12 protein-coding genes are annotated in these 14960 nt (G+C 44.4%); 10 read left to right on the top strand and 2 right to left on the bottom strand.

The window, feature by feature from the left end:
• Positions 1–7 precede the first annotated feature (7 nt).
• The gene (gene ald, locus BS333_RS07910) at positions 8–1132 is read right to left on the bottom strand and encodes an alanine dehydrogenase (protein ID WP_021709499.1); all 1125 of its coding nucleotides are present in this window, start codon (positions 1130–1132) and stop codon (positions 8–10) included.
• 156 nt (positions 1133–1288) lie between these two features.
• Here ald and lrp point away from each other — a divergent pair, with 156 nt between their 5' ends.
• The 6 genes from lrp to BS333_RS07880 all read left to right on the top strand — a co-directional run bounded on the left by lrp (position 1289) and on the right by BS333_RS07880 (position 9533).
• Positions 1289–1783, top strand: a complete 495-nt coding sequence (lrp, locus tag BS333_RS07905; protein ID WP_021709498.1) for a leucine-responsive transcriptional regulator Lrp — start codon at positions 1289–1291, stop codon at positions 1781–1783.
• 154 nt (positions 1784–1937) lie between these two features.
• Positions 1938–5375: a DNA translocase FtsK gene (locus BS333_RS07900; RefSeq protein WP_021709497.1), complete on the top strand. Its 3438-nt coding sequence runs from the start codon at positions 1938–1940 to the stop codon at positions 5373–5375.
• Positions 5376–5487: 112 nt separating this feature from the next.
• Positions 5488–6063, top strand: coding sequence for an outer membrane lipoprotein periplasmic chaperone LolA (gene lolA / locus BS333_RS07895; RefSeq protein WP_033003667.1), 576 nt, complete (start codon positions 5488–5490; stop codon positions 6061–6063).
• A gap of 66 nt (positions 6064–6129) precedes the next feature.
• The gene (locus BS333_RS07890; protein WP_371860756.1) at positions 6130–7419 is read left to right on the top strand and encodes a replication-associated recombination protein A; all 1290 of its coding nucleotides are present in this window, start codon (positions 6130–6132) and stop codon (positions 7417–7419) included.
• Positions 7420–7582: 163 nt separating this feature from the next.
• Entirely contained in the window at positions 7583–8890 is a 1308-nt protein-coding gene (gene serS, locus BS333_RS07885; protein WP_021709494.1) for a serine--tRNA ligase, read from the top strand.
• 376 nt (positions 8891–9266) lie between these two features.
• On the top strand, positions 9267–9533 hold the full coding sequence (locus BS333_RS07880; protein ID WP_021709493.1) for a DksA/TraR family C4-type zinc finger protein: 267 nt from the start codon (positions 9267–9269) through the stop codon (positions 9531–9533).
• Between the two features lie 133 nt (positions 9534–9666).
• Here the strand turns inward: BS333_RS07880 and bioA are convergent, their stop codons facing one another.
• Entirely contained in the window at positions 9667–10944 is a 1278-nt protein-coding gene (gene bioA / locus BS333_RS07875; protein ID WP_021709492.1) for an adenosylmethionine--8-amino-7-oxononanoate transaminase, read from the bottom strand.
• 118 nt (positions 10945–11062) lie between these two features.
• Between bioA and bioB the strand changes: the two genes are divergently transcribed.
• From bioB to bioD, 4 genes are read left to right on the top strand one after another with little or no spacing between them, the layout of a single operon-like run.
• On the top strand, positions 11063–12115 hold the full coding sequence (bioB, locus tag BS333_RS07870) for a biotin synthase BioB (RefSeq protein ID WP_021709491.1): 1053 nt from the start codon (positions 11063–11065) through the stop codon (positions 12113–12115).
• Positions 12102–13253 (top strand): 8-amino-7-oxononanoate synthase, encoded by a 1152-nt coding sequence (gene bioF / locus BS333_RS07865; protein ID WP_021709490.1) that lies wholly within the window; start codon positions 12102–12104, stop codon positions 13251–13253. The genes bioB and bioF overlap by 14 nt, the downstream gene beginning before the upstream one ends.
• Complete coding sequence (gene bioC / locus BS333_RS07860; protein ID WP_021709489.1) at positions 13253–14245, top strand: malonyl-ACP O-methyltransferase BioC; 993 nt, start codon at positions 13253–13255, stop codon at positions 14243–14245. Before bioF ends, bioC begins: the two co-directional genes overlap by 1 nt.
• Positions 14242–14925 carry a dethiobiotin synthase gene (bioD, locus tag BS333_RS07855; RefSeq protein ID WP_021709488.1) on the top strand — a complete coding sequence of 228 codons (684 nt, stop codon included), beginning with the start codon at positions 14242–14244 and terminating at the stop codon, positions 14923–14925. The genes bioC and bioD overlap by 4 nt, the downstream gene beginning before the upstream one ends.
• Positions 14926–14960: the final 35 nt, after the last annotated feature.

Raw genomic sequence — 14960 nt, 5'->3', positions numbered from 1 at the left:
AAGCATATTAGTGAAACATTTCAATGGCTTTAGCAGGTTCAACATACTCTAAATCAAAGCTTTCAGCGACTTCTTTGCAAGTCACTTTACCGTGAATGACGTTTAGACCCTCTAAGAAGCCTTTATCTTCAAGGAGCGCAGTACGGTAGCCTTTGTTAGCCAGTTTAACGATGTATGGCAGAGTTGCATTGTTCAGCGCGAATGTAGAAGTGCGTGCAACCGCACCTGGCATATTTGCAACACAGTAGTGGACAACGTCGTCAACCATGTAAGTAGGCTCTGCATGTGTTGTTGCATGAGAGGTTTCGAAACAACCGCCTTGGTCAATAGCAACGTCAACAACTGCTGCACCAGGCTTCATTTTTGCAATGTGTTCTTTTGTGACCAGTTTAGGCGCTGCCGCACCTGGGATCAGTACCGCACCAATGACAAGGTCTGCTTCAACGACGTGCTTTTCAATTGCGTCTTCTGTTGAGTAAACCACTTTAGCACGGCCTTGAAATTCCTCGTCGAGTCTACGTAATGTATCAACATTGCGATCGAGAATCGTTACATCAGCACGAAGACCAATAGCCATGCGAGCTGCGTTTGCGCCGACCACACCGCCACCGATGACCACAACTTTCGCTGGCTCAACACCGGGTACGCCACCCAGTAGAAGGCCGCGGCCACCGTGTGATTTTTCCAACGTTTGTGCGCCAGCTTGAATTGACATACGGCCTGCAACTTCTGACATTGGTGCTAATAGTGGTAAACGACCTATAGAATCTGTTACAGTCTCGTATGCGATACAGACAGCTTTGCTCTTGATTAGCTCATCAGTTTGTGGAAAATCTGGTGCTAGGTGTAAATAAGTAAATAAAATTTGCCCTTCGCGGAGCATTGCTCTTTCGATTGCTTGGGGTTCTTTTACTTTTACAATCATATCTGCTTGCGTGAAGACGTCTGCAGCGTTAGGAAGAATGGATGCGCCAACAGCGATGTAATCATCGTCTGAAAAACCGATACCAGCCCCTGCGTTAGTCTCAACTAGCACTTGGTGGCCATGTGAGATAAGTTCTCTGACACTTGCGGGGATCATGCCCACTCGGTATTCATGGTTTTTAATTTCCTTAGGTACACCAATGATCATCCTGTATCCTCTTTCTATAATGGTTGTATTAACTGTTTGTAGGGTGTTATTGTCGAATTAATATCTAGTATAGAGTTAGATTTGTAAAATTTGGCACCAAATATTAAGAAGTTGTAGTATATTTTTTTGCAAGGAAGTAATAAGGTGGAATAAAAAATGGTAGATAACTACAAAAAGCCGTCCAAGGAACTAGACCGTATCGATCGCAACATTCTCAATGAACTGCAGAAAGACGGTCGAATCTCAAACGTTGAACTCTCGAAACGTGTCGGGCTTTCTCCAACACCCTGTTTAGAACGTGTGAGACGATTAGAACGTCAAGGTTATATCACAGGATATACCGCGTTACTCAATCCTCAATTTCTCGATGCGTCACTTCTGGTGTTTGTCGAGATTACTCTGAACCGTGGTGCTCCGGATGTATTTGAGCAGTTCAATACTGCCGTGCAGAAGTTAGACGATATTCAAGAGTGCCATCTTGTCTCTGGCGACTTTGACTATCTGTTAAAAACACGAGTGGCTGATATGAGCGCTTACCGTCGTTTATTGGGCGACACCTTGCTTCGTTTACCCGGTGTGAATGACACACGTACTTATGTCGTGATGGAAGAAGTGAAGCAATCCAGTCAACTTGTGATTAAAACTCGCTAGTTTTTGTCACGAAAGCAAGATAGTTTCTGCTTTCTGCATAGAAACATTGGGTTTTTCTCTTTGATATGGTTAAATCAAAGGAACGGGCGGTGTTATGCCGCTCGATAATTTTTCTGATTTTTAGATTATTCCAATTCCATATTCAAGTTGATTTATGTTCAAAGAGAGCGCAAAGAAAGTCGAAACCATCATTAAAACCAATGAAGAGCCTCAATCACGCCGTTTGGATGGCTTCCAACGTTTGAAAGAGTGTTGCTTAATTGTTGGTGTTCTTAGCTCGGTATTACTTGCCGTCGCTTTATTTACATTTAGCCCAGCGGACCCTTCTTGGTCTCAAACCGCTTGGGGCGGTCAAATTGACAATGCTGGTGGCCTGTTTGGCGCTTGGTTGGCGGATACGCTATTTTTTGTATTTGGCTCTTTGGCTTACTTGTTACCTTTTCTTTTCACTGCGGGTGCTTGGGTTCTTTTTCGCAAACGTTCAGCAGATGAGTCTATCGACCTCATGTTATGGGGGACACGTTTACTGGGTTTAGCTACTTTGATTTTGACCAGTAGCGGACTTGCTGATCTCAACTTTGATGATATTTGGTATTTCTCTTCCGGTGGTGTTGTTGGTGATGTTTTAACCAGCCTTGCCTTGCCGACTCTAAATGTTCTTGGTACTACACTCGTCTTACTCTTTTTATGGGGAGCAGGTTTTACTCTGTTTACAGGCATTTCTTGGCTAAGAATTGTTGAATGGCTGGGTGAAAAGGCGTTTTCTGTGACTTCAGCGCTGGTTAATAAAATCCGAGGCAATGGTCAAGAAGTGTTAGAGCCTCAGCTTGAAAAGTTTAATGACCAAGAGATGAGCCCAGAAGCTGGCAATGACCACATGGCTGGCACCGATAATAGGGAAGCGAACTTTAGGGATATCGAGCTTGATGAATCTGAGCTCTCTCCACATTTCAAATCGGTAACCGAACAAGAAAAGTCAGCTGAAAAAGCATCAGCACAAGGCTATCCAATTTACATGCCTCAATCGATAGCTGAAGCAGCACCAACTTCTGCTTCAAATCAGGCAGAATTGGTGACACCACAAGCGAACATCACTTCACCTCAGATTCCTGCTTCTCATCAACAGGTGCAGTCTACCAACGAGGCATCAAGACAGATATCAACTGAAACGGTTGACCTAAATGTTGACAGAACAAAACAGCTTAATGTGACGATTGAGGATTTAGAAGCGGCGGCACAACAAGCTGATGATCTCGCTTCTGAAGAACTGCTTTCTGGTTCCTCATCAGTTACTCAAGAGCCGCTGGTTTCTTCGTCATCGTCCCAAATGCCGAATCACTTTGAATCGAGACCGCATCAAGTCGCTTCTCGAGTTGAGCTTGATGAAGCAATCAGTTCGGAACCGCTAAGTAATACAGAACAATTAAGTAATACACCAAACAGTGATACACTTGTCAGCAGCACACCCGTTGACCATTCATCTACTGTTGAGTCTTCACCAACAGACCGCCACGGATTGAGCAGCGCTTTACTTACTAATGAAGAAAAATGGGATGAACAGCTAACGCATTCAGAGCAGCCTGTGCATTCAGCTCTAAACCAGTTTGAGCCACTTACGGAGAATACTGAGAAACAAGAGGTTGTTTTGCCAGTGTCAGAAGCGGACAATACGGCTCAACATACTGAAAATGTGTTTACAACAGAACAAGAGTGGCAGCAACAAAACCCCGATGAGTATTCATCCTTCCAACCAGCTATGGCTCAAACTGCTGAGGTGAAGCCTGAACCGTCACCAGTTCATCCTGAATCTGCTCAGTATTCTGAATCCGTGAATTCTGAGCCATCAGTGCAGTCAGAACAAGCAGCGCAATCAGAATCACCAGTTCAATTAGAACAATCGGTGACTGAGAATGCTACTTCTGCTGCGGGCATCGCAACTGAAGTTGGGTCTCCGCTTGACTCTCAAGTTATTGAAGAAGTGCAACCTGGAGACCAAGATGTTGCTGCATTCCAGAACTTAGTCTCTAGTGCACAAGCTAAAGTAGCTGCAAAGCAAAACCCATTCTTGGTTCAGCAAGATCTTAACCTGCCGGTACCAGAAGAACCATTACCGACTTTAGAGCTTTTGTATCACCCGGAAAAACGTGACAACTTTATTGATCGTGATGCTTTAGAGGATGTAGCGCGATTGGTGGAAAGCAAATTAGCAGATTACAAGATCAAAGCCGATGTGGTTGGCATTTACCCTGGCCCTGTGATTACCCGATTTGAACTTGATTTAGCTCCGGGTGTGAAAGTCAGCCGTATTTCTGGTCTATCGATGGATCTTGCTCGAGCCTTATCTGCTATGGCAGTGCGTGTGGTCGAGGTAATTCCGGGTAAACCTTACGTCGGCTTAGAGCTGCCCAATATGAGCCGCCAAACGGTATTCTTGTCTGACGTTATCAGTAGCCCTCAATTTGAGCAAGCCAACTCACCGACGACGGTTGTTCTTGGTCAAGATATTGCTGGTGAAGCTGTCATTGCGGACATTGCAAAAATGCCTCACGTCTTGGTCGCAGGTACCACAGGTTCTGGTAAATCAGTGGGCGTTAACGTGATGATCTTAAGTATGCTTTATAAAGCTTCTCCTGAAGATCTGCGCTTCATTATGATTGACCCGAAAATGCTAGAGCTTTCGATCTATGAAGGCATACCGCACTTACTTGCTGAAGTGGTCACGGACATGAAAGATGCTTCCAATGCACTTCGTTGGTGTGTCGGTGAGATGGAGCGGCGTTATAAGTTGATGTCGGCACTTGGGGTTCGTAATGTGAAAGGCTTTAATGAAAAGCTTAAAATGGCTGCTGATGCTGGCCACCCAATTCATGACCCATTTTGGCAAGATGGCGATAGCATGGATGCAGAACCACCATTGCTTGAAAAGCTGCCTTACATTGTTGTTGTTGTCGATGAGTTCGCTGACTTAATGATGGTCGTGGGCAAAAAAGTTGAAGAATTGATCGCACGTTTGGCGCAAAAAGCTCGTGCAGCTGGCATCCACTTAATTCTGGCAACTCAGCGCCCATCGGTAGATGTTATTACTGGTTTGATCAAAGCCAATATTCCAACTCGTGTCGCGTTTACAGTATCTACGAAAACAGATTCTCGAACTATCCTTGACCAAGGTGGTGCAGAGTCGCTATTGGGTATGGGTGATATGCTTTACTTACCGCCGGGTTCCAGCCATACCATACGTGTTCACGGCGCATTTGCATCGGATGATGATGTGCATGCAGTGGTGAATAACTGGAAAGCTCGTGGTAAACCTAATTACATTGATGAGATCATCAGTGGTGATCAAGGTCCAGAAAGTTTGTTGCCCGGCGAGCAAGCTGACTCTGAAGAAGAGATGGATCCATTGTTTGATCAGGTTGTGGAGCATGTTGTGCAATCTCGTAGAGGCTCGGTTTCTGGTGTTCAACGTCGATTCAAGATAGGCTACAACCGAGCCGCTCGGATTGTTGAGCAGTTAGAAGCTCAAGGCATAGTCAGCTCGCCGGGACATAACGGTAACCGGGAGGTCCTTGCTCCAGCACCTCCGAAAGATTAATGAACTTGTCCAGCTCACCTCAGTCCAACTGAGGTGAGTCGTTTTAACAATAGGATTTTTAATGAAAAAACTTGTTTTAGCAACGCTTGTTCCAGCGCTTGTTTTCTGTTCGATGTTTCTCTCTACGGCCTCTGCCTCGTCTGCAAAAGAAGAACTCAGTCAGCGTTTAGCCAAAAATGATGGGTTCCGTGCTAATTTCTCTCAACAAGTGATCAGCCCTGAAGGCGATACTGTGATGGAAGGCGAGGGAACGGTTGAAATTGCACGTCCTAATCAATTCCGTTGGAGCACGACCTTTCCCGATGAAACCTTGCTCGTTTCTGATGGCCAAACATTATGGTATTACAGCCCATTTATCGAACAAGTCAGTATCTATAAGCAAGAGCAGGCAACCGAGCAAACGCCATTTATTTTGTTAACACGTAACCGTGCGAGCGATTGGGATAACTATAAGGTCTCTCAACAAGGCGATCAGTTTACCCTTATTCCAACTGCAGTAGATTCTACCCAAGGACAATTTCAGATTAATATTGATGTGAAAGGGATGGTAAAAGGGTTTAATGTTCTTGAGCAAGATGGTCAAAAAGGGTTGTTTACTTTTAATAATGTAAAACTGGGCAAACCCAAAGCAGAGCGCTTTACTTTTACAGTTCCAGATGGCGTAGAAGTGGATGATCAAAGGAATTAATTATTAGTGAGTAATTACACATTAGATTTCTCAGGGGATGAAGACTTTCGTCCCCTTGCTGCTCGTATGAGACCAGAAACCATCGAGCAGTATATTGGGCAACAACATATTCTTGGCCCCGGTAAACCACTTCGCCGTGCCTTAGAGGCAGGTCATGTTCATTCGATGATTTTGTGGGGGCCGCCGGGGACAGGTAAAACGACTTTAGCTGAAGTTGCAGCAAATTATGCCAACGCTGAAGTTGAACGAGTCTCTGCCGTGACTTCTGGAGTGAAAGAAATTCGTGCAGCGATTGAAAAAGCACGTGAGAATAAAATGGCAGGGCGTCGAACCATTTTATTTGTGGATGAGGTTCACCGCTTTAATAAATCTCAGCAAGATGCTTTTTTACCTCATATCGAAGATGGCACCGTGACATTTATAGGTGCCACTACAGAAAACCCCTCTTTTGAGCTCAACAACGCTTTGCTGTCGCGCGCGCGAGTTTACAAACTGACCTCACTTGATAAACAAGAAATTACCTTGGCGCTTAACCAAGCGATCAGTGACAAACAGCGTGGTTTAGGTAACACACCCGCACACTTTGTCGATAATGTATTAGACCGTTTGGCTGAGCTAGTGAATGGTGATGCCCGCATGTCCCTCAATTACCTTGAACTGCTCTATGATATGGCAGAAGACAATGTAGAGGGGCAAAAAGAAATTACGCTATCATTGCTCGCTGAAGTCGCCGGAGAAAAAGTCTCTCGTTTTGATAACAAAGGTGATATTTGGTACGACTTGATTTCAGCGGTGCACAAATCCATTAGAGGTTCTAACCCAGATGCGGCTTTATATTGGTCAGCACGCATGATCGCGGCCGGGTGTGATCCTTTGTATATTGCTCGCCGCCTGCTGGCCATTGCATCCGAGGATATCGGTAATGCCGATCCACGCGCGATGCAGGTGGCATTGTCTGCATGGGATTGTTTCACTCGAGTAGGTCCGGCAGAAGGGGAAAGAGCCCTCGCTCAAGCGGTTGTGTATCTTGCTTGTGCCCCCAAAAGTAATGCTGTGTACGTTGCTTGGAATCAAGCACTCAGTGATGCTCGAAATCTGCCTGAATATGAGGTACCGCATCATTTACGTAATGCGCCGACTCAATTAATGAAAGAAATGGGCTATGGTGCACAATATCGTTATGCACATGATGAACCGGGCGCTTATGCTGCTGGCGAACGTTATTTACCACCAGAAATGGAAGATCGTCGTTACTACCAACCCACAAATCGTGGATTGGAGAGCAAAATTGGAGAAAAGTTAGAGTACTTGGCTACTTTAGATGCAAATAGCCAGCAAAAGCGCTATGAAAAGTAGGCGTTTTTGGATACATTTATACCTAAATAGCTTCTAGGCATTTATTGAGTCATATTACTCTAAAGCCTGACCAAGGAGCTATTTGCTATGGTATACAAATTTTTAACGCTTTTATTGGGAATAATAGAGGCGTGCTTTCACAACAAAAAGCATAGGATTAACAATGCTGGATTCTAAATTACTTCGTACAGAGCTGGATGAAACAGCTGCTAAATTGGCACGTCGTGGCTTTAAGCTAGACGTAGAAACTATTCGTAAACTTGAAGAGCAACGTAAGTCGATTCAAGTAGAAGTTGAAAATTTACAATCCACGCGTAACTCCATCTCCAAGCAAATCGGCCAAAAAATGGCAGCGGGCGACAAAGAAGGCGCAGAAGAAATCAAGAAGCAAATCGGTACTTTAGGTAGCGACCTTGACGCGAAAAAAGTGGAACTTGAAGCGGTTATGGCTCAATTAGATGATTTCACTCTTTCTGTACCAAATATCCCAGCAGATGATGTACCAGATGGTAAAGATGAGAACGACAATGTTGAGATTTCTCGTTGGGGTGAGCCTAAGTCTTACGACTTTGAATTGAAAGACCATGTTGATTTGGGCGAAATGGGTGATGGTTTAGACTTTGCAAGTGCTGTAAAAATCACGGGTGCACGTTTCATTGTGATGAAAGGTCAATTCGCTCGTTTACACCGTGCTATTGCTCAATTCATGCTGGACCTTCACACGGACGAGCATGGCTACACAGAAATGTACGTACCATATTTGGTTAACTCGGACAGCTTGTTCGGCACTGGTCAGTTGCCTAAGTTTGGTAAGGACCTTTTCCATACTGAGCCTCTTACAGAGAAAGCCAGCGATGAAGAGCCACGTAAACTGTCTCTTATCCCAACAGCAGAAGTACCAGTGACGAACCTGATGCGTGACACGATTTCTGATGAAGCGGATTTACCACTTAAGATGACGGCTCACACGCCTTGTTTTCGTTCTGAAGCTGGCTCTTATGGCCGTGATACTCGTGGTCTTATCCGTATGCACCAGTTCGACAAAGTTGAGCTAGTACAAATCACTAAGCCAGAAGATTCAATGAACGCGCTAGAAGAGCTAACTGGTCACGCTGAGAAAGTTCTTCAACTTCTGGAGCTTCCTTACCGTAAAGTGGTTCTTTGTACAGGTGACATGGGCTTCGGCGCTCGTAAAACTTACGACCTAGAAGTTTGGGTACCGGCACAAGAAACGTACCGTGAAATCTCTTCATGTTCTAACATGTGGGACTTCCAAGCCCGTCGTATGCAAGCGCGTTTCCGTCGTAAAGGTGAGAAAAAGCCTGAGCTTGTACATACACTAAATGGCTCTGGTCTAGCGGTTGGTCGTACGATGGTTGCTATCCTTGAAAACAACCAAGAAGCGGATGGCCGTATTGCTATTCCTTCGGTACTTCAGAAGTACATGGGCGGCGTAACACATATTGGTTAATACCAGCCCTAAGCATATTTTCTGAAAGCTATGTTCTTTGAAAGCTATTCTCTCGGAAAGCTATGTTCTCGGAAAGTAATGTTGTAAGAAATTATGTTCTCTGAAAATAATACTCTCGAAACCCAGCGATTCAGCTGGGTTTTTTTATATCTAAATATACTGTGGCCTATCACCAAGTCTGAGAGCTGAGGTCGACGGCATCTTGAGGTTACTTGGGTATAACAACGTCCTTTTGATAGGTATGAGCTTGGTTGATTATTACGTATATGTAAAAGAGCTTTTGAATTTTGCCTCATTGTTTAATAACTGCCTAAGACTATAATTCTGCCGTACCAAGGTAATTAGATTTTCTCTTGCAACATAATGAGGAGGGCTTATGGCCGTAGGGTGGGCAAATGACGACAGTGTCAGCCAACAAATTCAAAACACGATAGATGATGAAATATCACGCGTTCGGGGAAACATCTCGCAAGCTGAAAGCGCACATTACTGTGATGAGTGTGGACAGGCAATTCCAGAGGCAAGACGACTTGCAATGAAAGGTGTTCGTTTATGTATTGAATGCCAATCGTCACTCGAATTACTTTCTCAACGTCACGCATTATTCAACCGCAGAGCCAGTAAAGATAGCCAACTAAGGTAACAGGGCATATGCAGTTAAACACCAAGTAAGAATATCTATTTAATCACATGGTTTGAGATGAACTCTCAAACCATGTTTTGCACCAAGCACCCTTAGGTCTCGTGAGTATTCTGAGCTCACTTAATATCCCTGCTTAGATGAAACACTCTGGGCGTTGAACTGCAGCATCAACAGCATTAATCAGTTTTTCGATATGCTTTGTTTGGCTGATAAAAGGAGGCATCATATAAATCAGCTTGCCGAATGGACGTATCCATACCCCATGCTCAACAAACACTTCTTGAATGATCTTCATATTGACAGGTTGGTGAGTTTCTACGACTCCGATAGCGCCTAACCAACGTGTATTCTTGACCATTTCGTAGCTTTCTAGTTTTGGTAATAGTTGTGCAAAGAGTTGCTCGATGTGTTGGGTTTGTTGTTGCCAGTCACCTTGCTGGATCAGTTCTAAACTTGCAACAGCAACAGAGCAGGCTAATGGGTTCCCCATAAAGGTTGGCCCGTGCATAAAGCAGCCCGCTTCACCAGAGCACACGGTATCGGCCACATCTTGACTGGTGAGTGTTGCCGACAACGTCATATAGCCCCCTGTGAGTGCCTTGCCCACACATAGGATATCGGGCTGTATATTGGCATGCTCGCAAGCGAATAATTTTCCTGTACGGCCAAACCCAGTCGCGATTTCATCAGCAATCAATAACACACCATATTGGTCACACAATTGTCTGACACCTTGCAAAAACATGGGGTGGTACATTCTCATGCCGCCTGCACCTTGAACAATCGGTTCAAGAATCACGGCTGCTATTTTGTGATGATTTTGTTCCAGTTTTTGTTTGAAGTCAGCTAGGTCATCAGGATCCCATTCATCCCAGAAACCACATGTGGGTGATTGGGCAAAGATATGTTCAGGCAAGAAGCCTTTATACAAGCCATGCATGGCATTATTTGGGTCAGTAACGGACATGGCTGCGAAGGTATCGCCATGATAACCATGAGAGAGAGTCAGGAACTTGGGGCGGTTCTCCCCCTTAGCATGCCAATATTGTAATGCCATTTTTAGGCTGACTTCGACTGCAACAGAGCCAGAATCAGCAAGGAACACATGATTCAAATTACTCGGAGCTAGCGCGAGTAAATGCTTACAAAGATTGATCGCAGGTTCATGAGTGAGTCCACCAAACATGACGTGAGAGACGGATTCAATTTGCTGTGTTAGCGCTTGGTTTAGATGAGGGTGATTATAACCATGGATTGCAGACCACCACGATGACATGCCATCGACTAAATGTTTGCCATTTTCAAGAGTGATATAGACACCTTCAGCTGAAACGACTGGATAACAGGGTAGAGGATTGAGTGTCGATGTATAGGGGTGCCAGATATGGTGGCGATCAAAATCGAGATCCATGCTTATTGTCCGATTAATAAATATACAAATGTAAACTTATGATTGTTATGATGTGTTGACAGTTTATCGAGAGTGGTTAGACTGTCAACACATCATGTAAAATGAATAAGGAAGAGATGTGGAAGTTCGTCATAATTGGACGCACGCGGAAGTGCGAGAGTTAATGGAAAAGCCCTTTATGGATCTTTTATTCGAAGCTCAACTTGTGCATCGTCAATATCAATTGAACAATCACGTTCAAGTCAGCACATTGCTTTCGATTAAAACAGGCGCTTGTCCAGAGGACTGCAAATATTGTCCTCAAAGTGCACGTTATACCACTGACATTGAAAAAGAACGGTTAATGGAAGTCGAGCGCGTCTTAGATGCGGCGCAAAAAGCGAAAAATGCAGGTTCAACACGCTTTTGCATGGGGGCAGCTTGGAAAAATCCAAAAGAGCGCGATATGCCTTACCTAACCGACATGATTAAAGGTGTGAAACAGATGGGGCTAGAAACGTGTATGACGTTGGGCATGCTATCCCCTGAGCAAGCGAAGCATCTCGCAGAGGCTGGCTTGGACTACTACAATCACAACCTTGATACTTCTCCTGAATTCTACGGCAACATCATTACTACTCGGACTTATCAAGATCGTTTGGATACGCTGTCACACGTTCGCGATGCTGGCATGAAAATTTGTTCTGGTGGCATTATTGGCATGGGAGAAAGCATGAATGATCGAGCGGGTCTATTCGTGGAGTTAGCCAATTTGCCCACACACCCGGAAAGTGTTCCGATCAATATGTTGGTCAAAGTAAAAGGCACACCTTTAGAAAACGTGGATGATGTTGAACCCTTTGATTTCATTCGTTTGATTGCAATTGCGAGAATCATGATGCCTTCTTCCGCAGTGAGACTCTCTGCTGGGCGTGAAAATATGAACGAACAAATGCAAGCTTTGTGTTTTATGGCTGGTGCGAATTCAATTTTTTACGGTTGCAAATTATTGACCACGCCAAACCCTTCGGAAGACAAAGATTTATTGCTGTTCAAAAAATTGGGGATTAATCGTCAAGGCGTATCGCAAAAGCCAGATGAAATAGAGGAGAGTGCATTGTTAGACCGCGTGGTGGAGCGCATCGCAGCACGACCGACAAAAGACGACATGTTCTATGATGCCAGCCTTTAAGTCTAAGATTCATGCCGCTTTAGCCGAGCGTAAAAGTAAAGGGCTGGAGCGGTCAATGAATGTGGTGTTTACCGGGAATCAATCGATTATTGAATTTCAAGATAAACGCTTTATTAACTTTTCAAGTAATGACTATTTGGGGCTCGCCAACGAGCAAAGCTTAGTTCAAGCATGGCAGCAAGGACTCAGTGTCTATGGTTGTGGCAGTGGTTCTTCACCGATGGTAACCGGGTTTAGTACTGCTCACAGTAACTTAGAAGCTTCACTCACTGAGTGGTTTGGGTATGAAAGAGCAGTACTTTTCGGCTCAGGGTTTAGTGCTAATCAGGCTTTATTATTTACCTTGTTGGATAAATCAGATGTTGTGATTCAAGACCGTTTGAATCACGCATCACTCATCGAAGCTGGCATGTTATCACCAGCCAAAATGTTACGCTTTAGGCACAACGATGTTAGCCATCTCAAAAAACTTATGGCGGAAGAAAGTAATCAACTTATCGTCACCGAGGGCGTATTTAGTATGGATGGTGATCAAGCACCATTGGAGAAGATGACTCAAGCAGTAAGTGAAAAGCAGGCTTGGCTGGCTGTTGATGATGCTCATGGTGTGGGTGTATTGGGCAAAACGGGGGCAGGGTCGTGTGAAGACTTGGGCTTGAAACCAGAGGTCCTCGTCGTTACTTTTGGCAAAGCATTTGGCTTGGCTGGGGCTGCCATATTGTGTGACCAATCAACAGGTGATTTTTTGACCCAGTTTGCTCGTCACCATGTCTATTCTACGGCCATTCCTCCCGCTCAAGCCTACGCATTAACTCATGCGGTTTCCTTCATCCAGAACCAAAATTGGCGAAGAGAAAAATTGCTTGAATTAAGTCACTACTATCGAGATTCACTGCAAGGAACCCCTGGATATGTGGCAACCAATACGCCAATAAAGCCCTTTATTATTGGTTGCAGTGAGCGAGCACTCGCTGTGGCAGCAGAATGTCGTAAAAATGGGGTTTGGGTGACGGCTATTCGACCTCCGACAGTACCACAAGGTATGGCACGCTTACGTATTACGTTGACAGCCAATCATACTAAAGAGCAAATCAAAGCCTTATCAATCGTTTTGCAGCAAGCACTGGGAGCACAGTAATGGGACTCTCTAAACCACACTTTAATCAACCCCAAAACGTTGAGCAGTCAAGTAACTGTGATCGGTTAAATAACTATGATCGGTTAAATAACTGTAATCGTTTAAGTAACTGTAATTCGTCAAACACCTGCAATCCCTTAAACAACGATAATCCGTCAAATCAATATAGTCAGGAGAACAATTATCACAACGATTTGAAATTAGATTCTGGTAGTCCGATAGAATACAACAAGCAGGCGATAGCTCATGCTTTTGGTAAAGCCGCGCATTCTTATGATAAGCACGCGTCTTTTCAGCGTGATGTAGGACACAGACTACTTGATAAACTTCCTTTGGATTTAACGGGCAAACAAGTTTTAGACTTAGGTGGAGGCACGGGGTACTTCTCACAATTGTTACTTGCTCGTGGTGCTGAGGTGGTTTGTGTTGATATAGCACAGCCCATGTTAGAAAAAGCGAGGCAACGTTGTGGTGAAGCGGGCATTGATTACGTGTTAGCCGATGCCGAAGATTTACCCTTCTCTGCGGGCCGTTTTGACTATGTTTTTTCTAGCCTTGCTTTACAGTGGTGTACGGATATTACTAGACCGATACAAGAGATAAATAGAATACTAAAAACAACGGGTAAAGGTGTATTTTCTGTATTGCTGGATGGTTCGTTGCATGAGTTACGACAATCGTGGGCAAAAGTTGATTCCCATCAACATGTAAACCAATTTATGACTTCAAACCAATTAAACTTTGCTCTCGCTCAAACGGAGGGTGCGAAGTACCATTTAGACTTGCAGGCTATCACCGTTTGGTACGATTCTGCTTTTGCAGTGATGCGCGATCTTAAAGGCATTGGGGCGAATGTTGTCAGAGGTCGCTCTCATGGGCTAACCAGTTATCACTCTTTGCTTCAAGTAGAAAGTACGTATCAAACATTTAAAAATGAACAAGGCTTATTACCTGCAACATATCAAGTGGGTTTTGGAACGATAAATTTATGATTGATGCATTTTTTATTACTGGGACTGACACTGATGTAGGCAAAACCGTCGCCTCAAGAGCGATGTTGCAAGCACTAGCAAAATATGAGTTCAAAACGGTGGGCTATAAGCCTATTGCTGCTGGTTGCGATTTGACTTCGGAGGGGTGGCGAAATTCCGATGCGATTTACCTGCAAAATGAAGCGACCATAGAGACCCCCTATGAGCAGGTTAACCCATATGCTTTAGAGCTACCAGCATCGCCACATATTGCTGCACATGACGCGGGAATAGATATCGATTTTCAGGTGCTGAGCGATAACTTAGCAACGCATAAATCTGAGGCAGATGTCGTACTTATTGAAGGGGCCGGTGGCTGGCGTGTCCCAGTATCAGATAATGACAGTTTATCAACTTGGGTGAAGCAGGAAGGGTTACCGGTTGTACTCGTGGTGGGTATAAAGCTTGGCTGTCTCAATCACGCTCTGTTAACTGCAGAAATCATCAAATCAGATGGGTTAAATTTAGTGGGGTGGATAGCGAATCGAGTTAACCCAGGTACAGAACATTACTCTGAGATCATCGATCTGTTGGAGCAGCGTTTAGGTGCTCCTAAGCTGGGTGAAATACCTTATATTCCAGCGACAAAACATAATGAACTAGGTAAGTATATTAATCTTGATGTTTTTTTGAATATTTAGTGCAAATAAAAGAGGCTGCCTTTCGCAGCCCTTTT

Origin of the sequence: Vibrio azureus (assembly GCF_002849855.1) — a bacterium.
Classification (GTDB): domain Bacteria; phylum Pseudomonadota; class Gammaproteobacteria; order Enterobacterales; family Vibrionaceae; genus Vibrio; species Vibrio azureus.
This window is presented reverse-complemented; position numbering and strand designations above follow the sequence as displayed.

Coding starts and splice junctions, on each gene's coding strand:
- bioC (WP_021709489.1), top strand. CDS start 13,253: ATGGGACTCTCTAAACCACACTTTAATCAACCCCAAAACGTTGAGCAG.
- BS333_RS07880 (WP_021709493.1), top strand. CDS start 9,267: ATGGCCGTAGGGTGGGCAAATGACGACAGTGTCAGCCAACAAATTCAA.
- bioF (WP_021709490.1), top strand. CDS start 12,102: ATGCCAGCCTTTAAGTCTAAGATTCATGCCGCTTTAGCCGAGCGTAAA.
- serS (WP_021709494.1), top strand. CDS start 7,583: ATGCTGGATTCTAAATTACTTCGTACAGAGCTGGATGAAACAGCTGCT.
- lolA (WP_033003667.1), top strand. CDS start 5,488: ATGTTTCTCTCTACGGCCTCTGCCTCGTCTGCAAAAGAAGAACTCAGT.
- BS333_RS07890 (WP_371860756.1), top strand. CDS start 6,130: ATGAGACCAGAAACCATCGAGCAGTATATTGGGCAACAACATATTCTT.
- BS333_RS07900 (WP_021709497.1), top strand. CDS start 1,938: ATGTTCAAAGAGAGCGCAAAGAAAGTCGAAACCATCATTAAAACCAAT.
- ald (WP_021709499.1), bottom strand. CDS start 1,132: ATGATCATTGGTGTACCTAAGGAAATTAAAAACCATGAATACCGAGTG.
- bioD (WP_021709488.1), top strand. CDS start 14,242: ATGATTGATGCATTTTTTATTACTGGGACTGACACTGATGTAGGCAAA.
- lrp (WP_021709498.1), top strand. CDS start 1,289: ATGGTAGATAACTACAAAAAGCCGTCCAAGGAACTAGACCGTATCGAT.
- bioA (WP_021709492.1), bottom strand. CDS start 10,944: ATGGATCTCGATTTTGATCGCCACCATATCTGGCACCCCTATACATCG.